This is a genomic window from Sphingomonas mali NBRC 15500, from assembly GCF_001598415.1.
GTDB classification, from domain to species: Bacteria; Pseudomonadota; Alphaproteobacteria; order Sphingomonadales; family Sphingomonadaceae; genus Sphingomonas; species Sphingomonas mali.
The window spans coordinates 21643-46585 of sequence record NZ_BCYX01000027.1; the positions used below are offsets into that span (position 1 = coordinate 21643).

The window sequence follows — 24943 nt, forward strand, 5'->3', positions numbered from 1 at the left end:
GAATATATGTCATAAGCAACTGGCATTCGTCATTTCAGAATGACGGCGAGGCGACTGCGAATACGCGAGCGTCGAACGTTCGGTGCATCGGCATCGGCGCGAAATTCTGATGACGGCCCGAAGGCCGCATCGACTTTGGGGAGGAAGCAATGCGAAAGTCACCTTCAGTACCAGGCCGCGCGCTATCGGCGCGCTTCCGGGATCCCAGCCTCGCCGTCATCGCGCTGATGCTTTCGGCGACCGCCGCGCCGGCATTCGCCCAGACCGCGCCCGCGGCCGGCGATCCCAATAGCGTCAGCCCTCCGCAAGACGCCCCAGCCACCGCTCCCGAAGCAACCGCGCAGGAAACCGGCGACAAGGAAATCGTCGTCACCGGTTCGCGCCTGGGTGCGGGCTTCACCGCCCCGACTCCGGTCACCACCATCGCGCCCGAGCAGATCAAGGACCGCGCGCTCGCCAGCGTTGCCGAGCTGGCCTATGATATCCCGCAGCTGCGCATCAATCAGAATATCGGCAAGTCGAGCGAGCCGGTCGGCCAGAACGTCGCCGATCTTCGCGCACTGGGCGGCGCGCGCACGCTGCTGCTGCTCGACGGCCGTCGCCTCGCAGCGACCAGCCCGTTCGGCGGCGTCGACACCAATATCTTTCCGCTGTCGCTGATCAGCGGCGTCGAAGTCGTGACCGGCGGCGCCTCCGCCGCCTATGGCTCGGATGCCGTCGCGGGCGTCGTCAACTTCTCGCTGCAGAAGAAGGTTGAGGGCGTAAAGATCGACGCCTCCTACGGCATTTCGAACTATAACGATTTCAACCGTCCGGTGATCTCCGCCGCAGCAGGCAAGACCTTTGGCCGGCTCAACATCACGGTGGCGGGTGATTTCTATCGCAACACCGGCCAGACCGCTGTCGGTACGCGCGACTGGGGCCGCGGTCGGCCGGTGCTGTTCAACAATCCGAATTACACAGCCACCAATGGCCAGACCAAGAACTATATCGCATATGACGCGCTATATTCGCGCATGACGTTCGGCGGCGTCACCGTCGTGCCGTCCACCAGCCCGCTTTACGGCATCCAGTTCGGCGTCAACGGCACGCCCCAGCCGTTCGTCTACGGCAACCCGGTCAACACCACCTTCATGCTGGGCGGCAGCGGCGTATCGATCGAGGACGATGGCAATATCCTGCCGCATATCACCCGCTATTCCGGATATGGCCGCGCCACCTATGACCTGACCGACGGGATTTCGTTATGGGCCGAGGGCTTGTGGTCACGGGTCGAAGTGCTGTCCGACCTCGCGCCGAACTATGACAATGGCACGCTGACCATTCAGCGCGACAATGCTTTCCTGCCGGTGTCGATCGCCGCGACGATGGCGGCCAACAATATCAAATCGTTCGCCTTTGGCCGCATGAATCTCGAAGACGGCAATTCGCAGAACAACAGCGTTTCCCGCGCGCTACGCTATGCCGTGGGGGCCGAGGGCAAGATCGGTGATTGGTCGTGGGATGTCCATGTTCAGCGTTCGGACAACCATTTCCGCCAGGAAAGCGTGAACAACCGCATTCAGTCGCGCTGGTTCCAGGGCGTGGATTCGGTGATCAGCCCGATTACGGGTCAGCCGGTATGCCGGATCAACGCCGATGCCAGCACCACGAACGACAATCCGGCGTGCGTGCCGATCAACGTGTTCGGCGCCGGATCGATCAGCCAGCAGGCGCTGGCCTGGTATCGCGGCACCTCGTGGTACGACGCCCGGATGACCCAGAACACTGCCGGCGCCAACCTGTCGGGCTCGCCGTTCAAGACCTGGGCAGGTCCCGTCAAGCTCGCGGTCGGGGCCGAATATCGCAAGGAGACGATCAAGAGCATCTCCGACCCGATCTCGGTGATCTCGGGATGGCGCTCGATCAACCAGCAGCCATTCTCCGGCGAGCTCACGGTCAAGGAGGTCTATGCCGAGACCGCGATCCCGCTGGCGCAGGACACGCCGTTCGCCAAGAATCTCGAAGTCAGCGGCGCCGTCCGCTACGCCGATTACAGTTCGAGCGGGGGCGTGACGACGTGGAAGATCGGCTTCAACTATTCGCCGATTTCCGACGTCCGCTTCCGCGGCACGATTTCGCGTGACATCCGCGCGGCCAACATCAACGAACTCTATGCCGGCCAGAACCAGGTGATCAACTCGATCTCCGATCCGCGCACCAACGTCACCGCCAACACGCTGCAGCTGACCGGCGGCAACCGCAATCTCAATCCCGAAAAGGCCGATACCAAGGCGATCGGCTTGGTGCTGCAGCCCAGCTTCATCCCCGGCCTGAACGCTTCGATCGATTATTACTCGATCAAGATCAACGGCGCGATCACCGCGATCGCGCCGCAGACGATCGTCAACAATTGCTTCACGTTGAAGATCGACTCGTTCTGCAGCCTGATCACCCAGAATGCGAGCAATCAGATCACGTCGATCCAGGCGACGCTGATCAACGCCCAGACCATCGAAGCCGCCGGAATCGACTTCGAACTGTCCTATCGCCGCCCGGTTACGTGGTTCGGGACGACCGGGTCGATCGGCAGCCGCCTGCTCGTCAACTATGTCGACAAGCTGCAACTGACCGCATCGAACGTCACGACGGTCCTGCTGGGCGACATCGCCACCGATCCGGGCGGTCAGCCGCGCTGGAAGGGCAATTTCGATCTGACCTATTCGGGCGGTCCGCTGCGCCTGGGCGCCTATGTCCGCTATATCGGCGGCGGCAAATTCCGGACGATCTACGTGGACAATGTCGACCTCCCGGCGTCGCAGAACCGGGTCAAGGGGCGCGCCTATGTCGATCTGTCGGCGTCCTACAAGATCACCAAGAATATCGAGCTCTATGGCAAGATCGATAATCTGCTGAACCAGGATCCGCCGGTTGCGCCGAACAGCATCATAGCGCCGACCGTGTCAAACTCACAGATGTACGACAAGATCGGCCGTTACTATGTCGGTGGCGTCCGTGTCCGCTTCTAACCCGCGGTTCGGCTGACAAGTGGGCGGAATCCCGGCGCGCCGCGAACGCGCCGGGTTTTTCGTAGCGGCCGAAACGCGACGGAGTCATTCGCTTTGTTCGCGCATTTTCAATAGCGTTTGTAATTACCGAATTTCCCTGGCATCAAAAAGGGGTGCGTGTGCGTAGACAGCCGATCGCCAGACCGCCGTATCGCCACCCGGGCGAAAGGCAGTCGGCATGAGCCAGCCGATCACCCCCACCGACGTCATCAAGCAATCGGCGATGGGCTGGTACCAATATGCGATCGTCGCGATCTGCATGCTGGCTTATGCCGCGGACGGGCTAGACGTCGTCACGCTGTCTTATGCAGCGCCGGTGATGATCAAGGAGCTGCACCTCTCGATCCAAGGGTTCGGGCTGGCATCGAGCGCAACGCCCGTGGGAGTCGCGATCGGATCGATCTTCGTCGCGCCGCTGGCCGACCGGATCGGACGACGGGCGCTTACGCTGACGCTGCTCGGCTCGCTGGTCGCGCTGCTGCTGATCACAGCGACCAACGGCACACTCACCACGCTGATGATCCTGCGCCTGCTGACCGGCGTTTGCCTGGGCGCGCTGGTGGTTTGCCTGAACGTTACGGTCACCGAATTCAGCAATGAAAAGCGCTCGAACCTGCTGATCGGCATCCTCCACTCGGGCTATGCCTTCGGCGGGATGTTGTGCGGTGCCATGGCGGGGCTGCTGATCGAGCCATATGGCTGGCGATCGATCTTCCTCGGTGCCGCGGCGCTCAACCTGACCGCGTTCCTCCTCGGACTGTTCATCCTCGCCGACTCCCCCGCCTTCCTGATGGCCCGGCGTCCGCCGGACGCGCTCGCGCGGATCAACGCGCTAATGCGGCGGATGCGCAAGCCCGAGTTCGCGGCGCTGCCCGAAGCGCCGATCGTCATCGGCAAGCAACGGGCAAGCCTGACGGTCATCCCGCGCTCGCTGTGGATCGGCACGGCATTGCTGTGCCTGGCCGGCTTCGTGTTCACGATCAGCGGCGGCTTCATGGCGGGCTGGCGCCCACAGATACTGTCGATGGCCGGGATGAACATGCAGTGGAACGGCGTTGCCGGCGTGACCACCTATGGCGCCGGAATCATCGCGCAACTGATTGTCGGGGCATTGTCGCGCCGCGTCGGCGAAGTGCGGATCGCGACGATCTTCCTGCTGGCGATGGCGGCATCATTCACGTTGCTCGGCGCAGTGCCGGACGGGGCAAACTGGCCACTGGTCGCGGCCTCGACCTTATGCGGCTTTTTCAACGTCGGCGCCTATACGGCACTGATTCTGGTCACGCTCAACTATCATGGCGTGGCCACGCGCAATGCGGGCCTCGGCATCATGCTCGGCTGCTCGCGCATCGGCGGGATCATCGGACCGCTGCTCGGCGGCTATGTGATTGGCGCTGGCGTCGGGCGCTTCTGGGTGATGCTGCTGTTCGGCGGACTGATGATCGTCCCCGCCGCGGCGGCGGTATTGGCGCGAATGCGCGCGGTGCAGCAGCAACCCAAGCCCATTCCGGCATGAGGAGATCACGGTGACCCACTCAAACGCATATCTGACCGCAGCCACGACCGGCGCCGCGTTGCTGTTGATCGTCGCATCGGCGCACGGCGCCGATCGGACGGCAGCATCGGCGGCGCCGAAGCCCCAGGCCGTTGCACCGCCCCCCGCCTTCGCGACGTGCAATACCTGCCACAGCGTCGCCAAAGGCGGGCCCAATGGCGTCGGCCCCAATCTGTTCGGCGTGGTCGGCAGAGCGGCAGGGACGAAGCCCGGCTACGTCTATTCGCCAGCGATGAAGGGATCGAATATCCGCTGGGCGCACGCCAAGCTCGACGCCTATCTCGCCGATCCCAAGGCCGTCGTGCCGGGCACGAAGATGATGATCCCCGGGATCAAGGATGCCGCCAAGCGCAGCGACATCATCAGCTATCTCGAGACACTGAAATGAGCCGCGGTCTCGCCCTCGCCGCGACGCTGCTGCTCGGCGTGCCGGCCTCCGCGCAAACCGCACGGCCGGTGCTCGACTATGCCAGCGCCGCCAAGATCCGCGACACTTGCCTCGACTATGCACGCGCGCACAATCTCAAGGTTGCGGTGGTTGTGCTCGAGAATCACGGCATGGCGGTGACGCTGGCGCATATGGATGGCGTGTCGATGGGCGTCGGCGAGATCGCGTTGTGGAAAGCAACCTCTGCCGCCAAATATGGCCGCGCCACTGCCGACACCGCCGCGCTCAATCCGCCGGCGAACATGCCGAGTGTCGCGACGATCATGGGCGGCGTGCCGATCTATTCGGCCGACGGCGTACTCCTGGGCGGCGTCGGCACGTCGGGCGGCAAGCCCGCCGACGATGCCGCGTGCGGCACCGCCGGTATCGAGGCGGCAGGGCTCAAGGCGGCGAAGCCCGTCCCCGCCCCTTAGAGCCGCGGCTCAGTAAGCGTCGATTTCCTTGAGCGCTTCGGCGGCGAGCGCCCAGCTCTCGACGCCGCCGGCAACGCCGATATACATTGTCGTCTGGAGCAGGGTTTCGCGAATATCCTCCTTGGTCGCGCCATTCGTGATCGCGCATTTGACCATACGCTTCAGGGGGATCTGGCGGTTGAGCGCGGCGCTGATGGCGACGGTGATCAGGCAGCGTTCGCGCAACGTCAGCCCCGGCCGCGTCCAGGTTTCGCCGAAAACGGCGGAAGTGACGTAATTCTCGAGCGGCTCGTTGAAATCGTCGGCATTGTCGAGACGTTCGATGCTGGCATCGCCGAACATCTGCCTGCGCAGTTCGCGGCCGGCCTGGAATGCGGGGTCTTCGGTCTTGAGCGCCACGGTCTAGTTCCTTGGATGCGTGAGGGTTCGGAAAGTGTCGCCGAGCCAGCGCATTTCGGCGCGGGCGGGGGCGGAGAAACGGACGGCACGGAGGAAGCCGTGACACATATTCGGGGCAATACGGAATTCAGAATGCACGCCGGCAGCGCGCAGGCGCTCGACGAATTCGCGGCCCTCGTCGACCATGGCATCGTACTCGGCCTCCAGCAGGATCGCCGGCGGCAGGCTGGCAAGATCGCTGCGTAGCGGCACCTCGAACGGCGCGGGATCGCGGGCGTCGGCGCTGCGATAAGCGGCGATAATGGCCCTGATCAACGGCTGCGTGAGCACCGGATCGCGAACAGCGGCATAAGCAGCGCGACCCTCGTCGACATCGAACATGCCGTATGCGAGCAATTGGCAAACCAGCTTCGGGCCGCCGCGATCGCGCGCGAGAATCGCAACCTGCACCGCGAGGAACGCACCGGCGCTGTCGCCGGCGATCGCGATCCGCTCCGGATCGATGGCAAGAGCGCGGGCCATCCGCGCGGTCCAGGCAAGCGCGTCATAGCATTGCTCGACTGTCACGCGCGGAGTGGCTTCGGGAAGGCGGGCATATTGGACGCTGATCACCACCGCGCCGGTCGCCTCGGCCAGCGCCATCGCCAGCGGCTGGTAGGTCTCGATGCTGCCGGTGGTGAAGCCGCCGCCGTGAAAATAGACGATAGCGGGCAGCACGCCTTCGCCCGCGGGACGATAGATACGCACCGGCACCTCGTCCCCGGCGCGCACCACGAAGCTGTTGGCGACTGTCATCCCCGCCGGCGTCGGGTACGCGATGCGGTGCGCATCGCGGTCGGCGAGGAGGCGCGCTGTTTCGAGCGGGCTACCCGGCGTACCGCGGACGGCGCTCAGATACTCGGCCAATCCCGCGGCGAGCCTGGGATTGTCGCTCATCTCATTGCCACAGCTGCCGCGAGGCCAGGGCGGCGCCCTCGACCAAGGCCGAGAGCTTGGCCCACTGCACCTCGGGATGGACCCTCGCCATGTTCCAGCCCTGCGAAAAGCCGCAATCGGTGCCGGCGATGACATTCTCGCGCCCCACCACGCTGGCGTAGTTCGAGATTCGCCACGCGACGAGTTCGGGATGCTCGACGACATTGGTCTGGTGGCTGACCACGCCGGGGACGAGGATCTTGCCGTCGGGCAGCTTCACGTCCTTCCACACCATCCACTCGTGCTCATGGCGCGGGTTGGCGCCTTCGATGACATAGGCCTGCGCCTTGATCTTGAGAATGATGTCGATGACCTCACGCAGCGGCACGTCGGTGGTGTGCGGCGTGTTCATGCTGCCCCAGCACATATGATAGCGCACGCGATCCTCGGGAATGCCGCGCAGCGCGTGGTTATAGGCTTCGACCTGGCGCTCGGAGGCGCGACGCAGATCCTCCGGGGTCGGATTGGGATTGCCGGGCAACACCTGGTTGCGTGCCGGAAGGCCGAGGTCGAGCTGGACGATATAGCCGGCGTCGACGATCGCCTTGTACTCGACATGCATCGCATCGGCGAGCGCGTAGAGATATTCGGATTCGGTCGCGTAGACCGTGCCGGCATCGGCATCGTCACGCGCCGGCGTGGCCGATGGCATGAACGCCTCGACGAATTCCTTGCCGGAGAGCGCCGCCCGGTAATTGTCGAGATCGGTCTGGAGCGCATCCTGCCCGACATAGTGGATCGGTGCCGCGACGCGGACACGCGCCGGCGGCGTATTAGCCGCCTTGCGGACCTTCTCGGCGTCGAGCTCGGGCGGCATCCACATGGTTTTGTACATGGCGTTGTACTGAGTCATGAACCCCGGAAATTCCTCGGTCAGCGCCGCATAATAGGCCCCCCGCTCCGACGGCGGGACCTTTTCCAGCCCGCCGAGCCGCTCAACCACATAATTGTGGAAGCTCGGCTTGGAGATTTCGCCATCGCTGGGAATGTCGATGCCGATCTCAGCCTGCTTGGCGACGACATCGGCGACTCCCTGGCGGACGTCGCGCTGGAATTGGGCTTCGTCGACGGGCTCGCCGAGGACCTTGGCCATCATCCCCTCGAGCACGTTGAGCGGGCGGATCAAGCTGCCTACATGCGTGGTAAGGATGCGATCTATGCTGCGCTTCACATCATCTCCTGTAGCTGGCCGCCTTGCTGGCGGATCGTGTCGTCGCCTTCGAATATGAAAGCTTGGCTTATAGCTGCACTGCTGCCATGTTGAATGACGTTTGTAAATAGCAACTCCGCCAAGCGGATCGGGAGAGGGATGCGGCGATGTTCAACGGGGACGTGAAGCGCAAATTGGAGGCCGGAGAGATCGTCTTCGGCAGTTTCGTCAAGCTCGACGCCCCCGCTATCGTCGAGCTCTATGGCATCGCCGGGTTCGATTTCGTGATCCTCGACGCCGAGCATGGTTGCTACACGCATGCCGGCATCGAGAATATGATCCGCACCTGCGAACGGATGGGGATGAGCAGCGTGGTCCGCACCCCCGATGCCGGCGAGGCCAATATCCTCCACGTCCTCGATAGCGGCGCGAGCGGCATCCAGGTGCCCTCGCTCAAGAGCGCGGCGGAAGTGCGCGAGGTGATTCGCAAAGCGAAATACTGGCCGCTCGGCGAGCGTGGCTCGGCGCGCGCATGTCGCGCCGCGGCCTATGGCACCCTCCCCGACTACGAGCAGCGCGCCAATCGCGAGACGCTGGTCAGCGTCCATGTCGAAAACAAGGAAATGGTCGAGGATATCGAGGCATTGTGCGCGGTCGACGAACTCGACGTGCTGTTCATCGGCCCCGGCGATCTCAGCGCCTCGCTCGGCCATCCCGGCGATGCGGCGCACCCCGATGTGGTCGCGGCGATCGACCGCGTGATCGAGGTGGCTGCCGGCCGCAAGCATATCGGCACTGTCGTCGCCAATGCCGCCCAGCTCGACTCCTATGTCGCGCGCGGCGTCCATTACATCGCCTGGCTTTCCGAACTCGGCATGCTGCGCGGCGCGCTCAACGCGGCGGCCGCCAATTTCAAACCCTATCGGGGAGATTCGAAGTGAAACGACCATCTGGCGGACGCGGCAGGGAACTGGCGGGGGTGGCGCCGCTGCTGGACGAAATCACCCAGAGCGTCCTCTACGACAAGGTCTGGGAGCGCTCCGAACTCTCCAAGCGCGATCGCAGCCTGATTACCATAACCTGTCTGATCGCGCTCAACCGCGACCAAGCGCAGGGGCATATGGAGCTTGGACTCGAGAACGGCCTGACCGTCGAAGAAATCGGTGAGGCGATCGCTCACATCGCCTTCTATGCCGGCTGGCCGGTCTCGGTGAGCGCGGCGCGCAAGCTCAAGAATATTGTCGATGCAAAGGCTGAGCAGGGCTGACACCCGCACTCTTCCGCCTACACTCCAAGAGAAGAGATATCCCCGCGCTCGCCAGGATAACGGAAAGTCGTGTCCCTACCCGCGTCCCAGAAATGGGATCTTGTTCTGCACCATCAGCGCTTCGTGGAAATTCAGATGGTCCGGCATATCGGCCATGTGGACGATGATGCCCGCAGCATCCTCCGCCCGCGCGGTCATTTCGGCCGGCTTCGTGCTCGGGGCGCCCCCCAACTCCGTCGCGACGATGCCCGGGTGGAACACCGAAACCGCGATATTGTCCGCGCGGCAATCGACCGCCAGCGCGCGCGTCAGGCCGGCGAGCCCCCATTTGCTCGCAGTATAGGCTGGGCTGTCCTTACGCGGCACCTTGGCGGAGATCGATCCGACATTGATGATCCGCCCCCGACCCTGCGCCTTCATGATCGGGATCGCCGATCGCGCGCACAGAAAGGCCGAGGTGAGGTTGGTGTCGATGACGCGGCGCCACAGTGCCAGGTCGGTCAGCTCGGCCGGCGTGCTATCGGCAACACCGGCATTGTTGATCAGCACGTCGACCGTGCCGAACCGCGCCAGCGTGGTCGCGAAGAGATTGGCGACCGCGTCCTCGTCGGTGACGTCGGTCGCCACCGCCAGCGCCTCGCCGCCTTTTGCCTCGATCAGATCGACCAATTCACCCAGACGCTCGGCGCGGCGTGCGGCGAGCACGACCCTGGCGCCCTTGTCGACAAAGGCGACGGCGCAGGCCGCGCCTATCCCCGAGCTGGCCCCGGTGATCACGACGACCCGGCCATCGAGGATGCTCACGCCTGCGAGGCCTTTTCCGCCTGGTTCGAAACCAGCGCCAGGGGATCGTCCGCCACCACCGCCAGCCCGCCGCCACGATCCGAGCGGACATTCTCGTAGGTCCCGACCTCCTTCTTGCGAAGGCCATAGGATTTGACGACCTCGATATCCTCGACGGCAAGGGGCGCCATCTTCGACTTGCGCGCCAGCGCTGCCTCGAAATAGGGCGCCAGCTCGGCTTGCTTCTTCGCCAGACGTTCCTCCTCGCCGACCTTCAGCCTCGGCATCGCCGTGGTCGCGAACAGCTCGAGCGATTCGCAGATATGGTCGTGATTGGCGGGGCCGGTCTGCTGGACGAAGATGATCTGGTCGACGCCGACATCCGCATAAGCCTTGCAATGGTCATGGACCTGCTCGGGCGTGCCGATGCCGCCATTGCCGTGATTATCCTCGATCCCCGCCTCGGCCTTCTTGAAATCTTCCCACACGCTCGAATGGCCCGGCTTGAGCTTGCCGAACGAGGCGTAGAATCCCAGCGAATAGCCGAAATATTTGAAGCCTTCGGTGCCGCGATCGATCGCGACCTGCTCGTCCTCATTGACCGACAGCGCGGTCACGATCGCAAAATTGGCGTTCACCGCATGGCCGATCGGCACGCATTCGTCGGACTTGATGATGTCGTAATATTCCTGGACCCATTTGCCCGCCTGCTCGGGCGCGGCGAAGCCGAAGACGAGCGCCCCCATGCCGTTGCGCGCGGCATGCAGGATCGTGTCGCGGCGCGAGCACGCCACCCAAAGCGGCGGATGCGGCGCCTGGATCGGCTTGGGGACGATATTGCGCGTCGGCATCGAGAAATACTCGCCCTGGAAACCGGGATAGGGCGTCATCGTCAGCATGTTCGCACATTGCTCGGTCGCTTCGCGCCACATGCCCTTCTTGAGATCGGGATCGATGCCGAAACCTTCGAGTTCCATCGCCGTGCCGCTCTCGCCAGTGCCCCATTCGATGCGGCCTTTCGAAAGCAGGTCGAGCGTGGCGATCCGCTCGGCGACGCGCGCCGGGTGGTTGATCAGCGGCGGCATCACGCAGATGCCATGACCGAGCCGCATCCTTTTGGTGCGCTGGCTGAGCGCGCCGAGGAAGACGTCGGGCGCGGAGCTATGCGAATATTCCTCGAGGAAATGATGCTCGACCAGCCAGGCGTAATCATAGCCCAGCTTGTCGGCGAGCTCGAGCTCGTCGAGCGCGTTATGGAAGATCTGCATGTCCTTGGCGGCCGTGAACGGCGCGGGCGACTGATGCTCGTAAAACAGACCGAATTGCATTCCGCTTTCCTCCGGTTCCTCTCCCGCCCGGAATTCCGATGCGGCACATTTAACAGCCTATCTTATAACAGCCTATCTGATACTATGGAAGATGCCGACGGTCGGATTTCGCTTCAAATATCTGATTGTCGTTCGTCATTGTCGAAAATCGTTCACAATGCCGCAGTCGCTCCCTATGGTCGCCAGGCACCGTCGCGGAACGGGAATGAGGGGATGTGCCGATGAACACGCTGCTGCCCACGACGCTGGTCGGATCCTACGCAATGCCGGAATGGCTGATCGACCGAGCCCGCCTTGCCGGCCGTTTTCCGCCGCGGGTGCGCGCGCTCGAACTCTGGCGCCCGGCCTCCGACCATCTCGAGGAAGCGCAGGACGATGCCACGATCATGGCCATTCACCTGCAGGAACGGGCCGGAATCGATATCGTCACCGACGGCGAGATGCGCCGGGAAAGCTATTCGAACCGCTTCGCGACAGCGCTCGAAGGCGTCGATCTCGACAATCCGGGCGTCGCGCTCGATCGCAGCGGTCATCCCAATCCGGTACCGCGCGTCACCGGCCGGATCCGCCGCAGACATTCCGTCCAGGTTCGCGATGTCGAATTCCTGCGGCGCAACACCGATCGCAGGATCAAGATCACCGTGCCCGGCCCGTTCACGATGACCCAGCAGGCGCAGAACGACTTTTACGCGAGCGAAGAAGAAATGGCGCTCGATTATGCAGCAGCGGTCAACGACGAGATACGCGACCTGTTCGCCGCCGGCGCTGACATCGTCCAGATCGACGAGCCCTATCTCCAGGCACGGCCCGAAAAGGCGCGCCAATATGGCGCCAAGGCAATCGATCGCGCGCTGCAGGATGTCGGAGGCGTCACCGCGCTGCACGTCTGCTTCGGCTATGCCGCGATCATCCATGGCGATCGGCCGCACGGCTACGACTATCTGGGCGAGCTTGCCGGCACGCGCGTCGATCAGGTGTCGGTCGAGACGGCGCAGCCGAACCTCGATCCGGCGGAGTTGGAGCCGTTGCGCGGCAAGCACATCATGGTCGGGACGATCGACCTGAACGACCCAGCGGTCGAGACGCCCGAGACAGTCGCCGAGCGGATCCGTCGGGCGATGACCGTCGTGCCCGCCGACAAGATCATCGTCGCTCCCGATTGCGGCTTCAAATATGTGCCCCGCGACATCGCCTTCGCCAAGATGCAGGCAATGGTTGAAGGCGCCGCCCTGGTTCGCGCGACGCTCTGAACGCTAGCGCCCGCGCGCGGCGTCTAAAGTTTGTTTCAGCAAAGCTGAAACGGTTGCGGCACCGGCCCGCCCCCCCACCCGACCTCCCAATCAGGGTATTCTATGGGAGGTCGGGTGGGCGAGCGGGCGGAGCAGCCCAAGGTTCCGGCGATGCGGAGCATCGTTGGATTGGCTGCGGAGGGCGGCACCGATTCAGCAAAGCTGAAAACGACTCTAGCTGGCGCCCGCCAGCGTACCGCGCGGAACCGGGATGCCAGGGATCAGGAGGCGAATGCGGTGGAGCGAGCGCGCGCCGGTGAAATAGAGCGTGCGCCAGTCACTATCGCCCCAGTTCATGTTGGACGTGCGTCCCTCCATGGCGATCGTACCGAGATGCTCGCCGGCAGGGCTGAGGATCCAGATGCCGCCGGGGCCGGTGCAGTAGACATTGCCCTCGACATCGACCTTCATGCCGTCGGGCCCGCCCATACGCGTGTCGGCGCGCATGTCGCAGAACAGGCGAGCGCTGCCCAGGTCGAGCATGCCGTCGGCCTCGACGTCATAGGCCATGATCAGCTTGCGATGCTGGTTGCTGTCGTTGACGTAGAGGATCTTCTCGTCAGGCGAGAAGCACAGTCCGTTGGGATTGATCAGGTCGCGCACGACCATGTTGCGCCGCTCGCCATCGGGCGACACGCGATACACGCCGGCGCAATCGATCTCCGGGGGGTGCTCCGGCGGAGTAAACGGCACCTTGGGCGGCGGATCGGTGAAATAGATCGCGCCGTCCGATTTGACGACGACATCGTTAGGCCGGTTGAGCTTCATGCCGCGATAATTGTCGGCGATCATGGTGACGGTGCCGTCGGCATGCTCGCGATCGACGCAGCGGCTGAAATGGTGGCAGACGACCAGCCGGCCGTCCTGGTCGCGGGTCTGACCGTTGCCGTTCTTGGTGTCGTGCTTGTCGACGGTGATGCCGTGCTCGGGGTGCCAGCGCATGCGCAGGCTATTGTGGATGTCGCTGAACAGCAGATAGCCGCCCTCCGCGATCCATACCGGCCCTTCGGCCGGCCCGGTCGGCCCGCCAAAGCCGCGGCCGAGCTCTTCCCAATCCACGCCCGGGGCGACAATGGCGTCCAATCGCGGATCAAGTCGTTCGATGGGCATCGGCTGCTCTCCTCTGCCCGTCCTCAAGGCCAGGCCTCGGGACGGGTGTAATTAACAGCCTGCCTTATAGCAGCGTCACTGATGATTTGAAAACGATTTGCGCCGTTGACAGACAGCCAGGCTTATATTCTTATGGCGGCAATGGCGACCCGTTCGAGCGGGCACGCAATCACCATGAGAGGATCGCGCATTGGCCGGGCCGACCGTTGATATCGACGCCTTCCTCAATGGCGTGAAGTTCCGCCCGTTCCACGTAAAAGTGATGCTGATCGGGGCGCTGGCGATGCTCGTCGACGGGTTCGACCTTGGCGTGCTGAGCTGGGTGCTTCCCAAGATTTCGGACCAGTTCGGGGTATCGCGGACCTCGCTGACCTGGGTGCTGTCGATGCAGCAGGTCGGAATGGTGTTGGGCGCTTTCCTGATCGCGCCGTTTGCGGACCAGATCGGGCGGCGGACGCTGCTTGTGCTGTGCCTGGGCGGCGTGGCCGCGACGTGCTTCGTGACGATCTTTACCGACAGCATCTGGGCACTGGCGATCTGCCGGCTGCTCACCGGCATGTTCGCCAGTTCGGTGATCGCCAACATGGTCGCGCTGGCTTCCGAACTCGCCCCTGCCCGCCAGCGCTCGACGGTGGTGACGGTGGTGCTTGCCGGCGCGATGCCCGGCGCCTTGCTCGGATCGGCGATGCAGGCGTTCCTGCTCGAGCCCTATGGCTGGCACGTCGCCTTCTGGATCGGCACGGCGATGCCGCTGCTGCTGATACCGGTGATCTATTTCCTGCTGCCCGAATCGCCCAAATTCCTGGCGGCGCGCAATCCCGACGATCCCCGGCTAAAGGCGATCGTGCTGGCCCTGATGCCCGAGGGCGAAGGCGAAGCGGTAATCTTGTCGCGGCGCGACGTGCCCGAGAAACGTCCGAGCACCGTGTCGCTGGTGCGCGATCTGTTCACGCCCGGGCTGGCGCTGCCGACGATTCTGTTGTGGCTGAGCTTCATCGCCAGCTTCGGCTTCATCAGTGCCGCACTCTGGAAGACGACGGTGTTCCACGACACTATCGGGCTCAACTGGAGCCAGGTTGGCATCACCACGGCGATCGGTACCGCATTCGGCGCGACGGGTATGCTGACGATCGGGCTGATGATCGACAAGTTCGGCTTCAAGGCGATAGTGCCGACCTATTTCATCGTCGCCGCCGCTGCCGCGATCGGCATGGGTGTATTCGCGCCCGGCTGGGGAATGTTCGCCGCGCTGGCCCTCAACGCGCTGGCGCAGCATGCCGCACATGCCGGCCTGGCCTCGATCGCCTCCACACTCTACCCGACGCGCAACCGCGCGACCGGGGTCGGCTGGGCCTATGGGGCCGGGCGCGTCGCCTCAATTGTCGGGCCCTGGTACGGCATGCTCGCGCTGCACTATCATTGGGGCGCGATCGGTTATTTCTTCCTGCTCGCGGCACCCCTGGCCTTTGCAGGGGCAGTGATCTGGATGCTGCTGACGCTCAAGCCGCTCGACCCGGGGACTCGTACCGTCGGGCATTAGAGCGTGATGCCGCTGGCGCTGCGACTTGCTAAACTAACGGCTGCCAGCCGAGCACGCGCTTGACGGTGCCGCCGAAGATCGCCGCCTTGGCATCGCGGTCAAGTTCGCCGCTGTGGAGCAGCATGTCGCGGCTCTCGCTGTACAGGCAGCCGCGGTTGCGATTCGGCCCACCAGCCTCGGCCATGCGCAGACGCGTATAGTCGCTGCCCCACATCAGCCGATCGGGCCCGAACGCGGCGATGACGCGGCGTAGATTGGGCCAGACATCGGCGAACGGATAGGCCTGGCGCGACAGCAACGGCAGCCCGCACAATTTGACCGAGACGTTGGGGAGATCGGCGAGGCCGAGCAGCCCATCGAGCCGATCCCAGGGATCATCGCGCGGCGGCGACACCGGGTGCTGGCTAACCCCGACATGGTCGATGATCACGCTGAGATCGGGATGGCGCTCGATCAGCGGACGCATGGCCGCGGCCTGGCCGTGGGTCGACAGGAATAGCGGCAGGCCGACCCTGGCTGCGGCAGCAAACCCGGCGTCCATCGCGCCGCTCGTGAAGGCCTCGGACAGTTCGGTGGTACGGAAATCGGTAACGAGCAACCGGCCGGCGATCACGCGGTCGTCGCCCTTTGCCCGCTCCACCGCGGCCCCAAGTTCGGCGTCCTTGGCCATGAAGGTCTCGACGCCGATGAAGCGGGCGGGATAGCGAGCTACGCATGCATCGATATAGGGCAGCGCCGCGACCACCAAAGTGGCGTCGACGCCGACGCTATCCATCGCCTCGCGCGCCAGCTCGACATTTATCGCGAGTTTGAGGTCGTCGGGAACGTCGTCGCCGAACGGCACGGCGGGTGCCGGCTGGTGGATCTGGGCGTCGATGATGTCGAAGTCGGCGCTCTTCACGATTGCGATTCCTGTTTTGCCGCGAAGCCGCGGTAGATGGCGCGGCCGCACGCGGCGCAGCAAATGTCTTCGGTCGGCAGCGGGGCGACGGCGGCATGCAGCGCCGGCGCCCCGCCGCAACAGGCACAACCCGAAGGCACGGTGAAGCGGTCGAGCTGGGCGAGCATAGCCTCGCTCCACGCCGCCCCGCAAAACGGGCAGGTCGGACCGTCGCCGTCGCTCATTACACCTTCTCCACCAACATGCACCTTGTTGAATACCGTTCGTCTTTATATAACTCGCGCGATCTTTATCCAGCGCCTTTCGCGCATTCGCCATCCTCGCCGTGGAGACAAGCCAGCATGCAGCCCGCCCGTTACGACGTCCTCGCCATCGGCAATGCTATCGTCGATGTCATCGCCCATGCCAGCGACGATTTCCTCGCCGAGGAGGGGATGGCCAAGGGCGGCATGGCCCTGATCGACGAATCCAGCGCCGAGCGCATCTACGGCGCGATGGGTCCGGGGATGGAAATCTCCGGCGGATCGGGCGGCAATACCATTGCCGGGGTCGCGGCGTTCGGCGGCAGCGGCGCGTTCATCGGCAAGGTCCGCGACGACGCGCTGGGCGACATCTACCGTCACGATTTGCGCGCGATCGGCGTCGCCTTCGATACGCCGGCGACCACCGCCGGCGCCGCCACCGCGCGCTGCCTGGTGCTGGTCACGCCCGATGCCGAGCGCACGATGAACACCTTTCTCGGCGCCTGCACCGGGCTCGATGAAGGCGATATCGACGAGACGCTCGTCGCTTCGGCGGGGATCATTTATCTCGAAGGGTATCTGTTCGATCAGCCGCCCGCCAAGGCCGCCTTTCGCAAGGCCGCGTCACTGGCGCACGCCGCCGGGCGTAAGGTCGCGCTGACCATGTCCGACAGCTTCTGCGTCCACCGCCACAAGGACGAGTTCCTCGAACTGGTCGAAAGCCATGTCGACATATTGTTCGCCAATGAGGACGAGATCCGGGCGTTATATGGCATCGACGACACGCTCGAAGCGGCAAAGATCGCCGCGCAGCATGTCGACCTGGTGACAGTGACGCGCGGGCCCGCCGGGGCGCTGCTGATCGACGCGAACGGTCTGGTCGACGTGCCTGCTTCGCAGGTGAACGCAGTGGTCGATACTACCGGCGCCGGCGATCTGTACGCGGCGGGCGTGCTGTACGGCCTAAGTCGCGGACTGCCGCTCGCCGAATGCGGACGGCTGGGCTGCGCGGCGGCCGGCGAAGCGATCGGCCATTTCGGGGCGCGGCCGCAAGCGGATTTGAAGGCGTTCCTGGCCGACTGATTCCCCAGCTCGGCAAGAGAGGGGCGTAAGATCAGTTCAACCGCGAACGCCGCGAGATGAGATAAATCTCGTCGTTGAACCACAATCCCTGGTGGCGCTGAAGCGCTTCGCGCGTCGCTTCGAGATACAGGTCGTTCGACAGCGCCTTGGCGAAGCGGCCATCCTCGATCTGCGCGACATAGCTTGCCGCGTTCCAGGCCGCGAACAAGGTCGAGCTGCCGATCGGGGTATGTACGTCGATCTCGGTCGGCAGCGTGCGAATATCGTAGCGAAACAGCGCCTCTTCGTCCGACAGCGAATGGAAATGATAGTCGCGCGCGGCCGCGCCCAGGTCCTCGCGCACGGCCTGCATGATGTCCTCGCGACCGGTATGGAACGGGTCCTCGTTCGGCCAGATCGCGCGGATGATCTCCAGTCCGGGATCGTTGCCGTGGCTGTGGACGCCCATCAATTTGCCGTTGGGACGAAGCGCCCGGACCAGCGGCGTGACCACGCGCGCGCTCTTGAACTTGAGCGGCGCGTGGGCGCGATAGGGCTGCGACAACAGGACGAAATCGAAGTCCGCCTGCGCGTAGCCGCGCCGCGGAATGATCGGATCGAGCATGAAGTGATGGTCTTTGCGATACAAGACGAGCACCGTCGGCGTCTTGTACATCGGGTTCCCGCTCGGCGCGATGCTCGCCTGCCAATGCTTGGCGAGGAACGGATCGAGCTGCTGGATCTGCTCCTCGAACTGTCCCGCCGAGGTGCCTTCGAGCCCGACTTCGTGCCACACCATCGCGCTTGCCCCGGCCGGCGTCTCGGGCTGCAGGTTCGGCGCTTCACCATATTTGAGATTGGTCAGCACCAGCACGGTGCCGGGATGCTCGCGCAGCCGGTCGGGCATCTTCTCGAGCGTCAGCCGGATATTCTCCATGCTGATCTCCTTGACCACCACGTAGAACGGCACCCAGGGATGGCGCCGGTGCAGCCCGCGCAGCATCCGCGCCAGCGCGGTGCCGTCGCCGGCACCCCCGTCGAACAGCCGGATCGCCGGCGGGACCGGCTGGGTATCCGACAATTCGTGCACCGCACGATCGGCGATGATCTGCTTCTCGTTGGTGGTGTTGACGAAGGCGAGATACTTCTGACGATTGTCGTAGAAGCGGAAATTATGCTCGGGGCGCAGTTCGGCACGCAGACCCTTGATGCCCGAACGCAGCGCACTGACGGAAGCGCCGTCCTGCTCCTCGATGAAGCGGTGGACGCGCTCGACGGTCTGCACCGTTACCCGTCCGCCCTGCTGCAGCCGTTGCACGAGCTTGCCGTCGTTGACCGCCAGCCGGCCGAACGTCGACTGCGCCATCTTGAGGCGCCGACAGCTATGCTCGATCTGCTCGAGAAGGGCCTGGGTGTCGTCCATCGCTCAGGCGGACAATCGCGTTGCACGGGCATAGCCGCCGTCGAGATAGATCAGCGGATCCACGTCGCCCGAGATATACACCTCCTTGACCGCGCCGATCACCACGGCGTGGGTGCCGTATTCGATATGCGTCTCATATTCGCAGAAGAAGCTTGCCTGCGCGTCGCACAGATGCGGCGACCCGCACGCGCCCGAGCCCCAACGGCCCTCGGAGAAACGCTCCTCGCCCTTCAGCTTGCCCGCGCAGGTCTGCGACACGGCGAGCTGATCGGCATGGAGGATGTTGACGCAGAAATGCGCGCCGGCCGTCAGCGGCGCATGGAGGCTCGCATTCTTGTTGACACAGACCAACAGCGACGGCGGGTCCATGCTCAGTTCGCTCACCGCGGTCGCCGTCATCGCCCAGCGCCTGCCTTCATGCCAAGCGGTGATAACCACCACGGCCTTGCCGAGCCGGCGCAGCCCGTTCTTCAATTGCTCGGCGATGCTCAGCGGGGCGATGGTCATCTCGCGGACTTGCACGTCACTCATCGGTACCCAGCCCTTCCCTGCCCACGATGCGCAGCCCGTATCCCTCGATGCCGGACAGCCTCGCTTCACTGTCGGAGAGCAGGATGAGATCCTTGACGCCCAGATCGAGGAGGATCTGCGCCCCGACGCCGTAATCGCGGATGCGCTGATCGCGCGTCGGTCCCGGGCTGCTGCGCCGCTCGGATATCGCGCTGACCGACGGGTCGCGGATGAAGACGACCACGCCGGGACCGTCATGCGCACCGATCCGCGCCAGCGCGCGTGAGACATATTCGCGGCGTTCGGTCGGCGGCCCGAGCATGTCGGAGACGAAGTCCAGACGGTGCATGCGCACCAGGGTCGGCGCGTCCGGGGTGATGCGCCCGCGCGACAAAGCGACATGCTCGACATTGTCGATCGTGTTGCGGAACACCGACAGGCGAAAGCCGTCGCCATAGACGGTCTCGAACGCTTCCTCATGGACGCGCTCGACGCAGCGTTCGGTGCGGCGGCGATAGCTGATCAGGTCGGCAATCGTGCCGATCGGAATATCATGCTCGCGCGAAAACTCGACCAGGTCGGGCAGCCGCGCCATCGTCCCGTCTTCGTTCAGCACTTCGCAGATGACGCCGGCCGGGATCAGGCCGGCCAGCCGCGATACGTCGACCGCCGCCTCGGTATGGCCGGTGCGGACCAGCACCCCGCCGCCGCGCGCGACCAACGGAAAAACATGGCCGGGCGAGACGATATCGTCGCAGCCCTTCGAGGGATCGATCGCCACCGCCACGGTATGCGCCCGGTCGTACGCCGAAATGCCGGTGGTAACGCCATCGCGCGCTTCGATCGAGATGGTGAAGGCCGTGCCATGGCCGGAATTATTCTCGGTCACCATCGGCGGCAGGCGCAGTTCGCGCGCCCGTTCCTCGGTCATCGCCAGGCAGATCAGCCCGCGCGCATGGCGGGCCATGAAGTTGATCTGGGCAGGTGTCGCGAACTGCGCCGGGATGATGACGTCGCCTTCATTCTCGCGATCCTCGGCATCGACGAGAATATAGGGCAGGCCGTTGCGTGCGGTTTCGATGATCTCCTCGATCGAGGAAATCGAATTGTGGAGCCGGTCGCGCGCCGGTTCGATCAGATCAATAGACATCGTTTTCCTGCAAGACTTCGCGCGCATGGCGCCAGCTGTCCGATCCGGCAGGCAGGCCGACATAGAGCGTCGCGTGGAGCAGAATCTCCTTGATCTCGTCCTTGGTGACGCCGTTGGCGAGCGCGCCGTTAATGTGATTGCGCAGCTGATCGGGCCGCGACTGCCCGATCAAAATCGCGATCGTCAGCATGGAGCGGATCTTGCGGTCGAGCCCGGGGCGGCTCCACACGTCGCCGAAGCACAACCGCGTCACCAGATCCTGTAACGGCTCGTTGAAGTCGTCGGCATTGTCGAGGCTGCGCACGCCGGGCTCGCCGAACATGTCGAAGCGCATCGCGCGACCGCGGTCATAGGACTCGTCTTTGATCAAACTATTGCCTTCCTGGTCTCGATAGGTGCTGGCGCCGACAGCAGAGGGCGGATCGCCTCGGCTGCCGCGCGAAGTTCGGCGCGTGCGGCGGCCGAGACGCCGACCGCGCGAAGGAAACCGTGGATCATGCCCGGGGCGATATGGATCGTCGTCGGCACGCCGGCTTGTTCGAGCCGCGCGGCAAACGTGACCGCTTCGGCGCATAGCGGGTCATGTTCGGCAGCGACGATGTGCGTCGGTGGAAGCTCGGCAAGGTCCTGGCGATCGACCGGCGCCGGGTTGACGTCGAGGCCGCCGCAACGAGTGAACAAGGCAATGTACTGGCGCACGCGGTCGGTGGTCAGGATCGGATCGAGCGCGGTTTGGTAGGCCGCCGCATCGGGGTTCATCGCGAACGTGCCGTAGAAGAGAAGCTGGCAGATCGGGCGAGCGGTGGCGCCGCACGCCAACGCCAGCAGCGCGCCGGCGCTATCCCCGGCCACGGCGATACGCGCCGGATCGATAGCGAGCGCCCCGGCCTGACGGCCGAGCCAGGCAAAAGCCGCATCGCAATCGGCTTGCGCACCAGCATAGTCGGTTTCCGGCAGGCGGCGATACTGCACGCTGGCGACGACCGCGCCGGTCGCTTCGGCCAGTGCCGCGCCGACGATGTCGAAGCTCTCGACGCTGCCGAAAGCAAAACCGCCGCCATGGAAATAGCAGATCGCCGGGCGCAGCCCCTCCCCGCCCGGATCGAAAATGCGCAGCGCGATCTCGCGCCCCGGCGCGGCGACAAAGGTGTCGAAGCGCGCAACCTGGGGCGCATGGCCCTCGGCGTAACGCTGCCCGGTAAGGTCGCCGACCAGCCGCATCGTTTCCATATCGGCGGCAGGTGGCGTCGCGCGAACCAGCACGACATAGCGGTCCATGCCGTCTGCGAGGGCGAGTTCAGCCAACGGCCTCATACCGCACCTCGACCGTCCGCGTCGCGAGCTCGGCAAGCCGCGGCGCGACTTCGCGGCCCATCAGCGTCAGATTGTCGGCCGTCTCCTGATGCTCAAGCTCGCCGGCCTGCGCCATCATCAGCAGATTACCGAAGCCGCCGGTTTCGTCGTGGAACGTCACCAATTGCTCGTAGACTTCGTCAGGCGTGCCGACGAAGAACAGACCCGCCTCCATATACTGCTCGATCGTACCATCGACCGGCAGCGCCTCGCCATTGCGCAAGCGCGGACGCATCGCGTTGGCGCCGGCCTGGAGCATGCGGATATTCGCATCGACCGGATTGAAGCCGAGCGGATTGCGGAACTGCGGATCGAGCCGGGCAGCGGTCGTAAAATAGCTCTTCATCTTCTCCGCCCGGGCGAAGGCGGTGGCGCGGTCGCCCGCGCATGAGACCAGCGCCAGATAGGCGAGCTTGTCCTGGCCAGGCTGCACGCCGTGCTCGGCGAAATAGGCCGCCCGATAACCGCTGAACACCGAGCGGGCGACGGCACCGGACAGGAAGGTCGCGCAGGTATAGCCGCGCTTGCCATATTCGCGGGCGCTGGTCGCGCTCGACGCGGTCATCCAGATCGGCGGATGTGGCTGCTGGATCGGGCGCGGCCACAAACTGGCAGTGCGGTAATGGAAATGTTCGCCCTCCCAGGAGAAGTTGTCGCCGGTGTTGGAAAGCGCCGCGAGGATCAGGTCATGCGCTTCCCAGAAGCGGTCCATGAACCCGGTCGGCTGGCGGTTCGACATGAACAATTCGTACGCTGCGCCCTTGACGAGCCCGACTTCGAGCCGTCCGCCCGACAGGCAGTCGACCATCGCGATCTCCTCCGCGACGCGCAGCGGATTGGAGCGGTTGGCGAGCGGGATGCCCAGGGCGAGCAGGCGCGCCTTGCTGGTCTGGCGCGCGAGGACGGCCAGCGTCGTCATGCACGACGTCGACATGCAGGTCGCGGCGGCGTGATGCTCGTTGACCATGATGTTGAGCCCGACGTCGTCGGCGATCATATATTCGTCGAGATAGCGGTTGAGCAGCTGCCCGGCCACGACCGGATCGCACTCGCGTTGCGGCAGCGTCACGCGCATCGCGCCCGGCTTCTGGAAGGCGGGGTGATAGGCCTGTTCGCTGAATTGCCAGATCTTCATCTTTGTCTCCGAGCGGTCGTTCAGCGGCCGGCGAAGGCGGCGATGCGGGCGGCGAGCCTGGCAGGCTGGTCGGCATGGACGCGGTGGCCGGCGTCCGCGAAGGTCTCGACTTCGGCCCGGGGCAGCGCCGTGCGCCAGTCGTCGCGATATTTGGCGCTGACGATTCCGTCCCCCTCACCCCAGACGACGAGAGTCGGGCTGGCGATGCGGTGCGTGCGATCGCCGAGCTTGTGGTTCGACATGTACGGGCTCCAACCGAAATGGCTCGCCGCCTCGTCATTGCGCATCAGCCGGCGCAGGCGGTCTTCCGGCAGCGTCGCCAGCGTCTTCATGTCGCTACCGAGCGCGGGCTCGCCGACCTGCATTCGTTTGCCGAGTTCCTGGCGCGACAGCATGAAGATGTCGGCGACATATTGCTCGCGTCGATCAGCAGTGGGCAGGCCGAGCGGGGAGACCAATACCAGTTGAGCGGCGCGGCCCGGTTCCTTGGTCAGCATCTCCGCCGCCACCCAGCCGCCAAATGACGTGCCGACGATGACCGGCCGATCGAGCCCGAGCTGGTCGAGCATGTCGAGGTAGAAATAGCCGAGATCGTCGACGCGGTTGAGGCGCGGCGAGCCTGCGGACGCCCCGAAGCCGGGATGCGAAGGAGCGTAGACGGTGAAGTGCTTCGCCAGTTCGCGCTGCAGCGGCGCGGCTCCCTCGAGCCCGTCGAGCCCGTGCAGGAACAGAAGCGGCGCACCGTCCCCGGCTACGAAGAATTCGAGTTCGGTGCCCAGCACGTCGAGTGCCGACACAGTGCCGAAGCTCAGTTCTTCAAGGCCTTGGGACTGCATCGCTCTCCACTCGTCTCTTCTTTGCGAGCTGGAGAGTGTTGCCCGGCGACTGATACGTCCAATTCTTTGTACTTGAGGCTTTGATGCCTGGAAGGTATGGGTATTTCGATGGAGCTACGCCATTTTCGCTATTTCCGCGCGATCGGCCGCGAGCAGCATTTCGGCCGCGCCGCGATCGCACTGCGCGTCGCGCAGCCGGCGCTCACGCGGCAAATCCGCGACCTCGAGGCCGAGCTCGGCGTCGAACTGTTCGAGCGGTTGCCGCGGGGGGTGCGCCTGTCGAGCGCCGGACGCGCCTTCCTCGGCGACGTCGAGGAGATATTGTCGCAGGTCGACCGCGCCGTCGATCGCGCCAGGCGGCTGGGCAGCGGTCATCTCGGCACGATCCGCGTCGGACTCAGCGAGATCATCGCCGCGCACGACTTCATCTCGCGCGGCCTGTACAATTTCCGCGAAAGCGAGCCTTCGGTGGCGCTCGATCTCAAATCGATGGGGTCGGTGAACCAGATTGCCGCGCTCAAGGAAGGCACGCTCGATGTCGGGCTGATCTATGATGCGCATCTCGACGAGCGCGACCATGAGGTGCTCGACCGCATCTGCCTCGGCTATGGCGAGACGATGCTGGCCGTGCACGAAAGCCACCGGCTAGCCGGGCGAACGTCGGTGACGATGGCCGAGATCGCCGAGGAGCCCGCGCTCGGCCCGGCGCGGTTGACCGCACCCGGCTATTACGACCGGCTGATGGCGGCGTGCGTCGAGAGCGGCAGCACCCCGCGCATCGTCCAGGAATGTACGACCAACTCGATCCTGCTCAGCCTGGTCTCCGTGGGGATGGGGGTCGGCTTCGTAACGGCGTCGAGCCAGTCGTCGCCGGCCCACCATATCCAGTTGGTGCCGATCAGCGATCTCGGGCTCAAGTTCGAGGTGCTATTGGTGTGGCGCAAGCGCGACCGCTCGGCGGCGTTGCAACGCTTCATAGACATGATGGTCCACCAGGCGGGTGTCGCGACCGAGTAGCCATAGTCCT

The 24943-nt window shown here is 64.6% G+C and carries 25 protein-coding genes; 10 read left to right on the forward strand and 15 right to left on the reverse strand.

The features are described 5' to 3' along the window. Window positions 1–149 precede the first annotated feature (149 nt). From SMA01S_RS17165 to SMA01S_RS17180, 4 genes are all read left to right on the forward strand, one after another. Window positions 150–3008 (forward strand): TonB-dependent receptor domain-containing protein, encoded by a 2859-nt coding sequence (locus tag SMA01S_RS17165; RefSeq protein WP_084250393.1) that lies wholly within the window; start codon window positions 150–152, stop codon window positions 3006–3008. A gap of 217 nt (window positions 3009–3225) precedes the next feature. Further along, a complete protein-coding gene (locus tag SMA01S_RS17170) occupies window positions 3226–4563 on the forward strand; it encodes an MFS transporter (protein ID WP_066825161.1) in 1338 nt (445 codons plus the stop codon). Window positions 4564–4573: 10 nt separating this feature from the next. Next, complete coding sequence (locus SMA01S_RS17175; RefSeq protein WP_245649317.1) at window positions 4574–4990, forward strand: c-type cytochrome; 417 nt, start codon at window positions 4574–4576, stop codon at window positions 4988–4990. Continuing rightward, the gene (locus SMA01S_RS17180; protein WP_066825164.1) at window positions 4987–5463 is read left to right on the forward strand and encodes a GlcG/HbpS family heme-binding protein; all 477 of its coding nucleotides are present in this window, start codon (window positions 4987–4989) and stop codon (window positions 5461–5463) included. Before SMA01S_RS17175 ends, SMA01S_RS17180 begins: the two co-directional genes overlap by 4 nt. Before the next feature lie 9 nt (window positions 5464–5472). Here SMA01S_RS17180 and SMA01S_RS17185 read toward each other — a convergent pair whose 3' ends face one another. The 3 genes from SMA01S_RS17185 to SMA01S_RS24875 are packed head-to-tail and all read right to left on the reverse strand — an operon-like array spanning window position 5473 to window position 8008. Next, window positions 5473–5862, reverse strand: a complete 390-nt coding sequence (locus SMA01S_RS17185; RefSeq protein WP_084250394.1) for a carboxymuconolactone decarboxylase family protein — start codon at window positions 5860–5862, stop codon at window positions 5473–5475. Between the two features lie 3 nt (window positions 5863–5865). Further along, the gene (locus SMA01S_RS17190; RefSeq protein ID WP_066825167.1) at window positions 5866–6798 is read right to left on the reverse strand and encodes an alpha/beta hydrolase; all 933 of its coding nucleotides are present in this window, start codon (window positions 6796–6798) and stop codon (window positions 5866–5868) included. Window position 6799: 1 nt separating this feature from the next. Further along, window positions 6800–8008, reverse strand: a complete 1209-nt coding sequence (locus tag SMA01S_RS24875) for a cobalamin-independent methionine synthase II family protein (protein WP_169804259.1) — start codon at window positions 8006–8008, stop codon at window positions 6800–6802. A gap of 146 nt (window positions 8009–8154) precedes the next feature. Between SMA01S_RS24875 and SMA01S_RS17200 the strand changes: the two genes are divergently transcribed. Further along, window positions 8155–8928 carry an HpcH/HpaI aldolase family protein gene (locus SMA01S_RS17200; RefSeq protein ID WP_066825171.1) on the forward strand — a complete coding sequence of 258 codons (774 nt, stop codon included), beginning with the start codon at window positions 8155–8157 and terminating at the stop codon, window positions 8926–8928. Window positions 8929–8966: 38 nt separating this feature from the next. Next, window positions 8967–9254 (forward strand): carboxymuconolactone decarboxylase family protein, encoded by a 288-nt coding sequence (locus SMA01S_RS17205; RefSeq protein WP_245649318.1) that lies wholly within the window; start codon window positions 8967–8969, stop codon window positions 9252–9254. 75 nt (window positions 9255–9329) lie between these two features. Here SMA01S_RS17205 and SMA01S_RS17210 read toward each other — a convergent pair whose 3' ends face one another. Continuing rightward, window positions 9330–10058 (reverse strand): SDR family oxidoreductase, encoded by a 729-nt coding sequence (locus SMA01S_RS17210; protein ID WP_066825174.1) that lies wholly within the window; start codon window positions 10056–10058, stop codon window positions 9330–9332. Further along, window positions 10055–11365 carry an LLM class flavin-dependent oxidoreductase gene (locus SMA01S_RS17215; protein ID WP_084250396.1) on the reverse strand — a complete coding sequence of 437 codons (1311 nt, stop codon included), beginning with the start codon at window positions 11363–11365 and terminating at the stop codon, window positions 10055–10057. The genes SMA01S_RS17210 and SMA01S_RS17215 overlap by 4 nt, the downstream gene beginning before the upstream one ends. Before the next feature lie 221 nt (window positions 11366–11586). On the opposite strand from SMA01S_RS17215, the gene SMA01S_RS17220 reads away from it, so the two are divergent. Next, window positions 11587–12615: a uroporphyrinogen decarboxylase family protein gene (locus SMA01S_RS17220; protein ID WP_066825176.1), complete on the forward strand. Its 1029-nt coding sequence runs from the start codon at window positions 11587–11589 to the stop codon at window positions 12613–12615. 213 nt (window positions 12616–12828) lie between these two features. On the opposite strand, the gene SMA01S_RS17225 is transcribed toward SMA01S_RS17220, so the two are convergent. Next, entirely contained in the window at window positions 12829–13764 is a 936-nt protein-coding gene (locus SMA01S_RS17225; RefSeq protein WP_066825178.1) for an SMP-30/gluconolactonase/LRE family protein, read from the reverse strand. 190 nt (window positions 13765–13954) lie between these two features. Here SMA01S_RS17225 and SMA01S_RS17230 point away from each other — a divergent pair, with 190 nt between their 5' ends. Continuing rightward, window positions 13955–15304: an MFS transporter gene (locus SMA01S_RS17230; protein ID WP_066825181.1), complete on the forward strand. Its 1350-nt coding sequence runs from the start codon at window positions 13955–13957 to the stop codon at window positions 15302–15304. A gap of 28 nt (window positions 15305–15332) precedes the next feature. On the opposite strand, the gene SMA01S_RS17235 is transcribed toward SMA01S_RS17230, so the two are convergent. Next, on the reverse strand, window positions 15333–16205 hold the full coding sequence (locus SMA01S_RS17235; RefSeq protein ID WP_066825183.1) for an amidohydrolase family protein: 873 nt from the start codon (window positions 16203–16205) through the stop codon (window positions 15333–15335). Next, entirely contained in the window at window positions 16202–16429 is a 228-nt protein-coding gene (locus SMA01S_RS24880; protein WP_066825184.1) for a hypothetical protein, read from the reverse strand. Before SMA01S_RS24880 ends, SMA01S_RS17235 begins: the two co-directional genes overlap by 4 nt. A gap of 117 nt (window positions 16430–16546) precedes the next feature. Here SMA01S_RS24880 and SMA01S_RS17245 point away from each other — a divergent pair, with 117 nt between their 5' ends. Then, window positions 16547–17530 carry an adenosine kinase gene (locus SMA01S_RS17245; protein WP_066825185.1) on the forward strand — a complete coding sequence of 328 codons (984 nt, stop codon included), beginning with the start codon at window positions 16547–16549 and terminating at the stop codon, window positions 17528–17530. A 31-nt stretch (window positions 17531–17561) separates the two neighbouring features. Here the strand turns inward: SMA01S_RS17245 and SMA01S_RS17250 are convergent, their stop codons facing one another. Genes SMA01S_RS17250 through SMA01S_RS17280 form a run of 7 tightly spaced genes read right to left on the reverse strand, consistent with a single transcriptional unit; the run spans window position 17562 to window position 23916 of the window. Further along, window positions 17562–18932, reverse strand: a complete 1371-nt coding sequence (locus tag SMA01S_RS17250; protein ID WP_066825186.1) for a hypothetical protein — start codon at window positions 18930–18932, stop codon at window positions 17562–17564. A gap of 3 nt (window positions 18933–18935) precedes the next feature. Further along, entirely contained in the window at window positions 18936–19463 is a 528-nt protein-coding gene (locus SMA01S_RS17255; RefSeq protein ID WP_245649319.1) for a flavin reductase family protein, read from the reverse strand. After that, the gene (ribB, locus tag SMA01S_RS17260) at window positions 19456–20592 is read right to left on the reverse strand and encodes a 3,4-dihydroxy-2-butanone-4-phosphate synthase (RefSeq protein ID WP_157094005.1); all 1137 of its coding nucleotides are present in this window, start codon (window positions 20590–20592) and stop codon (window positions 19456–19458) included. Before ribB ends, SMA01S_RS17255 begins: the two co-directional genes overlap by 8 nt. Further along, entirely contained in the window at window positions 20582–20962 is a 381-nt protein-coding gene (locus SMA01S_RS17265) for a carboxymuconolactone decarboxylase family protein (protein WP_218016922.1), read from the reverse strand. The genes ribB and SMA01S_RS17265 overlap by 11 nt, the downstream gene beginning before the upstream one ends. Next, complete coding sequence (locus SMA01S_RS17270) at window positions 20959–21897, reverse strand: alpha/beta hydrolase (RefSeq protein ID WP_169804260.1); 939 nt, start codon at window positions 21895–21897, stop codon at window positions 20959–20961. Before SMA01S_RS17270 ends, SMA01S_RS17265 begins: the two co-directional genes overlap by 4 nt. After that, window positions 21890–23080 (reverse strand): LLM class flavin-dependent oxidoreductase, encoded by a 1191-nt coding sequence (locus tag SMA01S_RS17275; protein WP_066825191.1) that lies wholly within the window; start codon window positions 23078–23080, stop codon window positions 21890–21892. Before SMA01S_RS17275 ends, SMA01S_RS17270 begins: the two co-directional genes overlap by 8 nt. A gap of 20 nt (window positions 23081–23100) precedes the next feature. Further along, window positions 23101–23916 (reverse strand): alpha/beta fold hydrolase, encoded by an 816-nt coding sequence (locus SMA01S_RS17280; protein ID WP_066825193.1) that lies wholly within the window; start codon window positions 23914–23916, stop codon window positions 23101–23103. 108 nt (window positions 23917–24024) lie between these two features. Between SMA01S_RS17280 and SMA01S_RS17285 the strand changes: the two genes are divergently transcribed. Further along, window positions 24025–24933 carry a LysR family transcriptional regulator gene (locus SMA01S_RS17285; RefSeq protein ID WP_066825195.1) on the forward strand — a complete coding sequence of 303 codons (909 nt, stop codon included), beginning with the start codon at window positions 24025–24027 and terminating at the stop codon, window positions 24931–24933. Window positions 24934–24943: the final 10 nt, after the last annotated feature.

Coding starts and splice junctions, on each gene's coding strand:
- SMA01S_RS17165 (WP_084250393.1), top strand. CDS start 150: ATGCGAAAGTCACCTTCAGTACCAGGCCGCGCGCTATCGGCGCGCTTC.
- SMA01S_RS17200 (WP_066825171.1), top strand. CDS start 8,155: ATGTTCAACGGGGACGTGAAGCGCAAATTGGAGGCCGGAGAGATCGTC.
- SMA01S_RS17225 (WP_066825178.1), bottom strand. CDS start 13,764: ATGCCCATCGAACGACTTGATCCGCGATTGGACGCCATTGTCGCCCCG.
- ribB (WP_157094005.1), bottom strand. CDS start 20,592: ATGTCTATTGATCTGATCGAACCGGCGCGCGACCGGCTCCACAATTCG.
- SMA01S_RS17220 (WP_066825176.1), top strand. CDS start 11,587: ATGAACACGCTGCTGCCCACGACGCTGGTCGGATCCTACGCAATGCCG.
- SMA01S_RS24880 (WP_066825184.1), bottom strand. CDS start 16,429: ATGAGCGACGGCGACGGTCCGACCTGCCCGTTTTGCGGGGCGGCGTGG.
- SMA01S_RS17180 (WP_066825164.1), top strand. CDS start 4,987: ATGAGCCGCGGTCTCGCCCTCGCCGCGACGCTGCTGCTCGGCGTGCCG.
- SMA01S_RS17250 (WP_066825186.1), bottom strand. CDS start 18,932: ATGGACGACACCCAGGCCCTTCTCGAGCAGATCGAGCATAGCTGTCGG.
- SMA01S_RS17215 (WP_084250396.1), bottom strand. CDS start 11,365: ATGCAATTCGGTCTGTTTTACGAGCATCAGTCGCCCGCGCCGTTCACG.
- SMA01S_RS17255 (WP_245649319.1), bottom strand. CDS start 19,463: ATGAGTGACGTGCAAGTCCGCGAGATGACCATCGCCCCGCTGAGCATC.
- SMA01S_RS17285 (WP_066825195.1), top strand. CDS start 24,025: ATGGAGCTACGCCATTTTCGCTATTTCCGCGCGATCGGCCGCGAGCAG.
- SMA01S_RS17275 (WP_066825191.1), bottom strand. CDS start 23,080: ATGAAGATCTGGCAATTCAGCGAACAGGCCTATCACCCCGCCTTCCAG.
- SMA01S_RS17190 (WP_066825167.1), bottom strand. CDS start 6,798: ATGAGCGACAATCCCAGGCTCGCCGCGGGATTGGCCGAGTATCTGAGC.
- SMA01S_RS17280 (WP_066825193.1), bottom strand. CDS start 23,916: ATGCAGTCCCAAGGCCTTGAAGAACTGAGCTTCGGCACTGTGTCGGCA.
- SMA01S_RS17245 (WP_066825185.1), top strand. CDS start 16,547: ATGCAGCCCGCCCGTTACGACGTCCTCGCCATCGGCAATGCTATCGTC.
- SMA01S_RS17170 (WP_066825161.1), top strand. CDS start 3,226: ATGAGCCAGCCGATCACCCCCACCGACGTCATCAAGCAATCGGCGATG.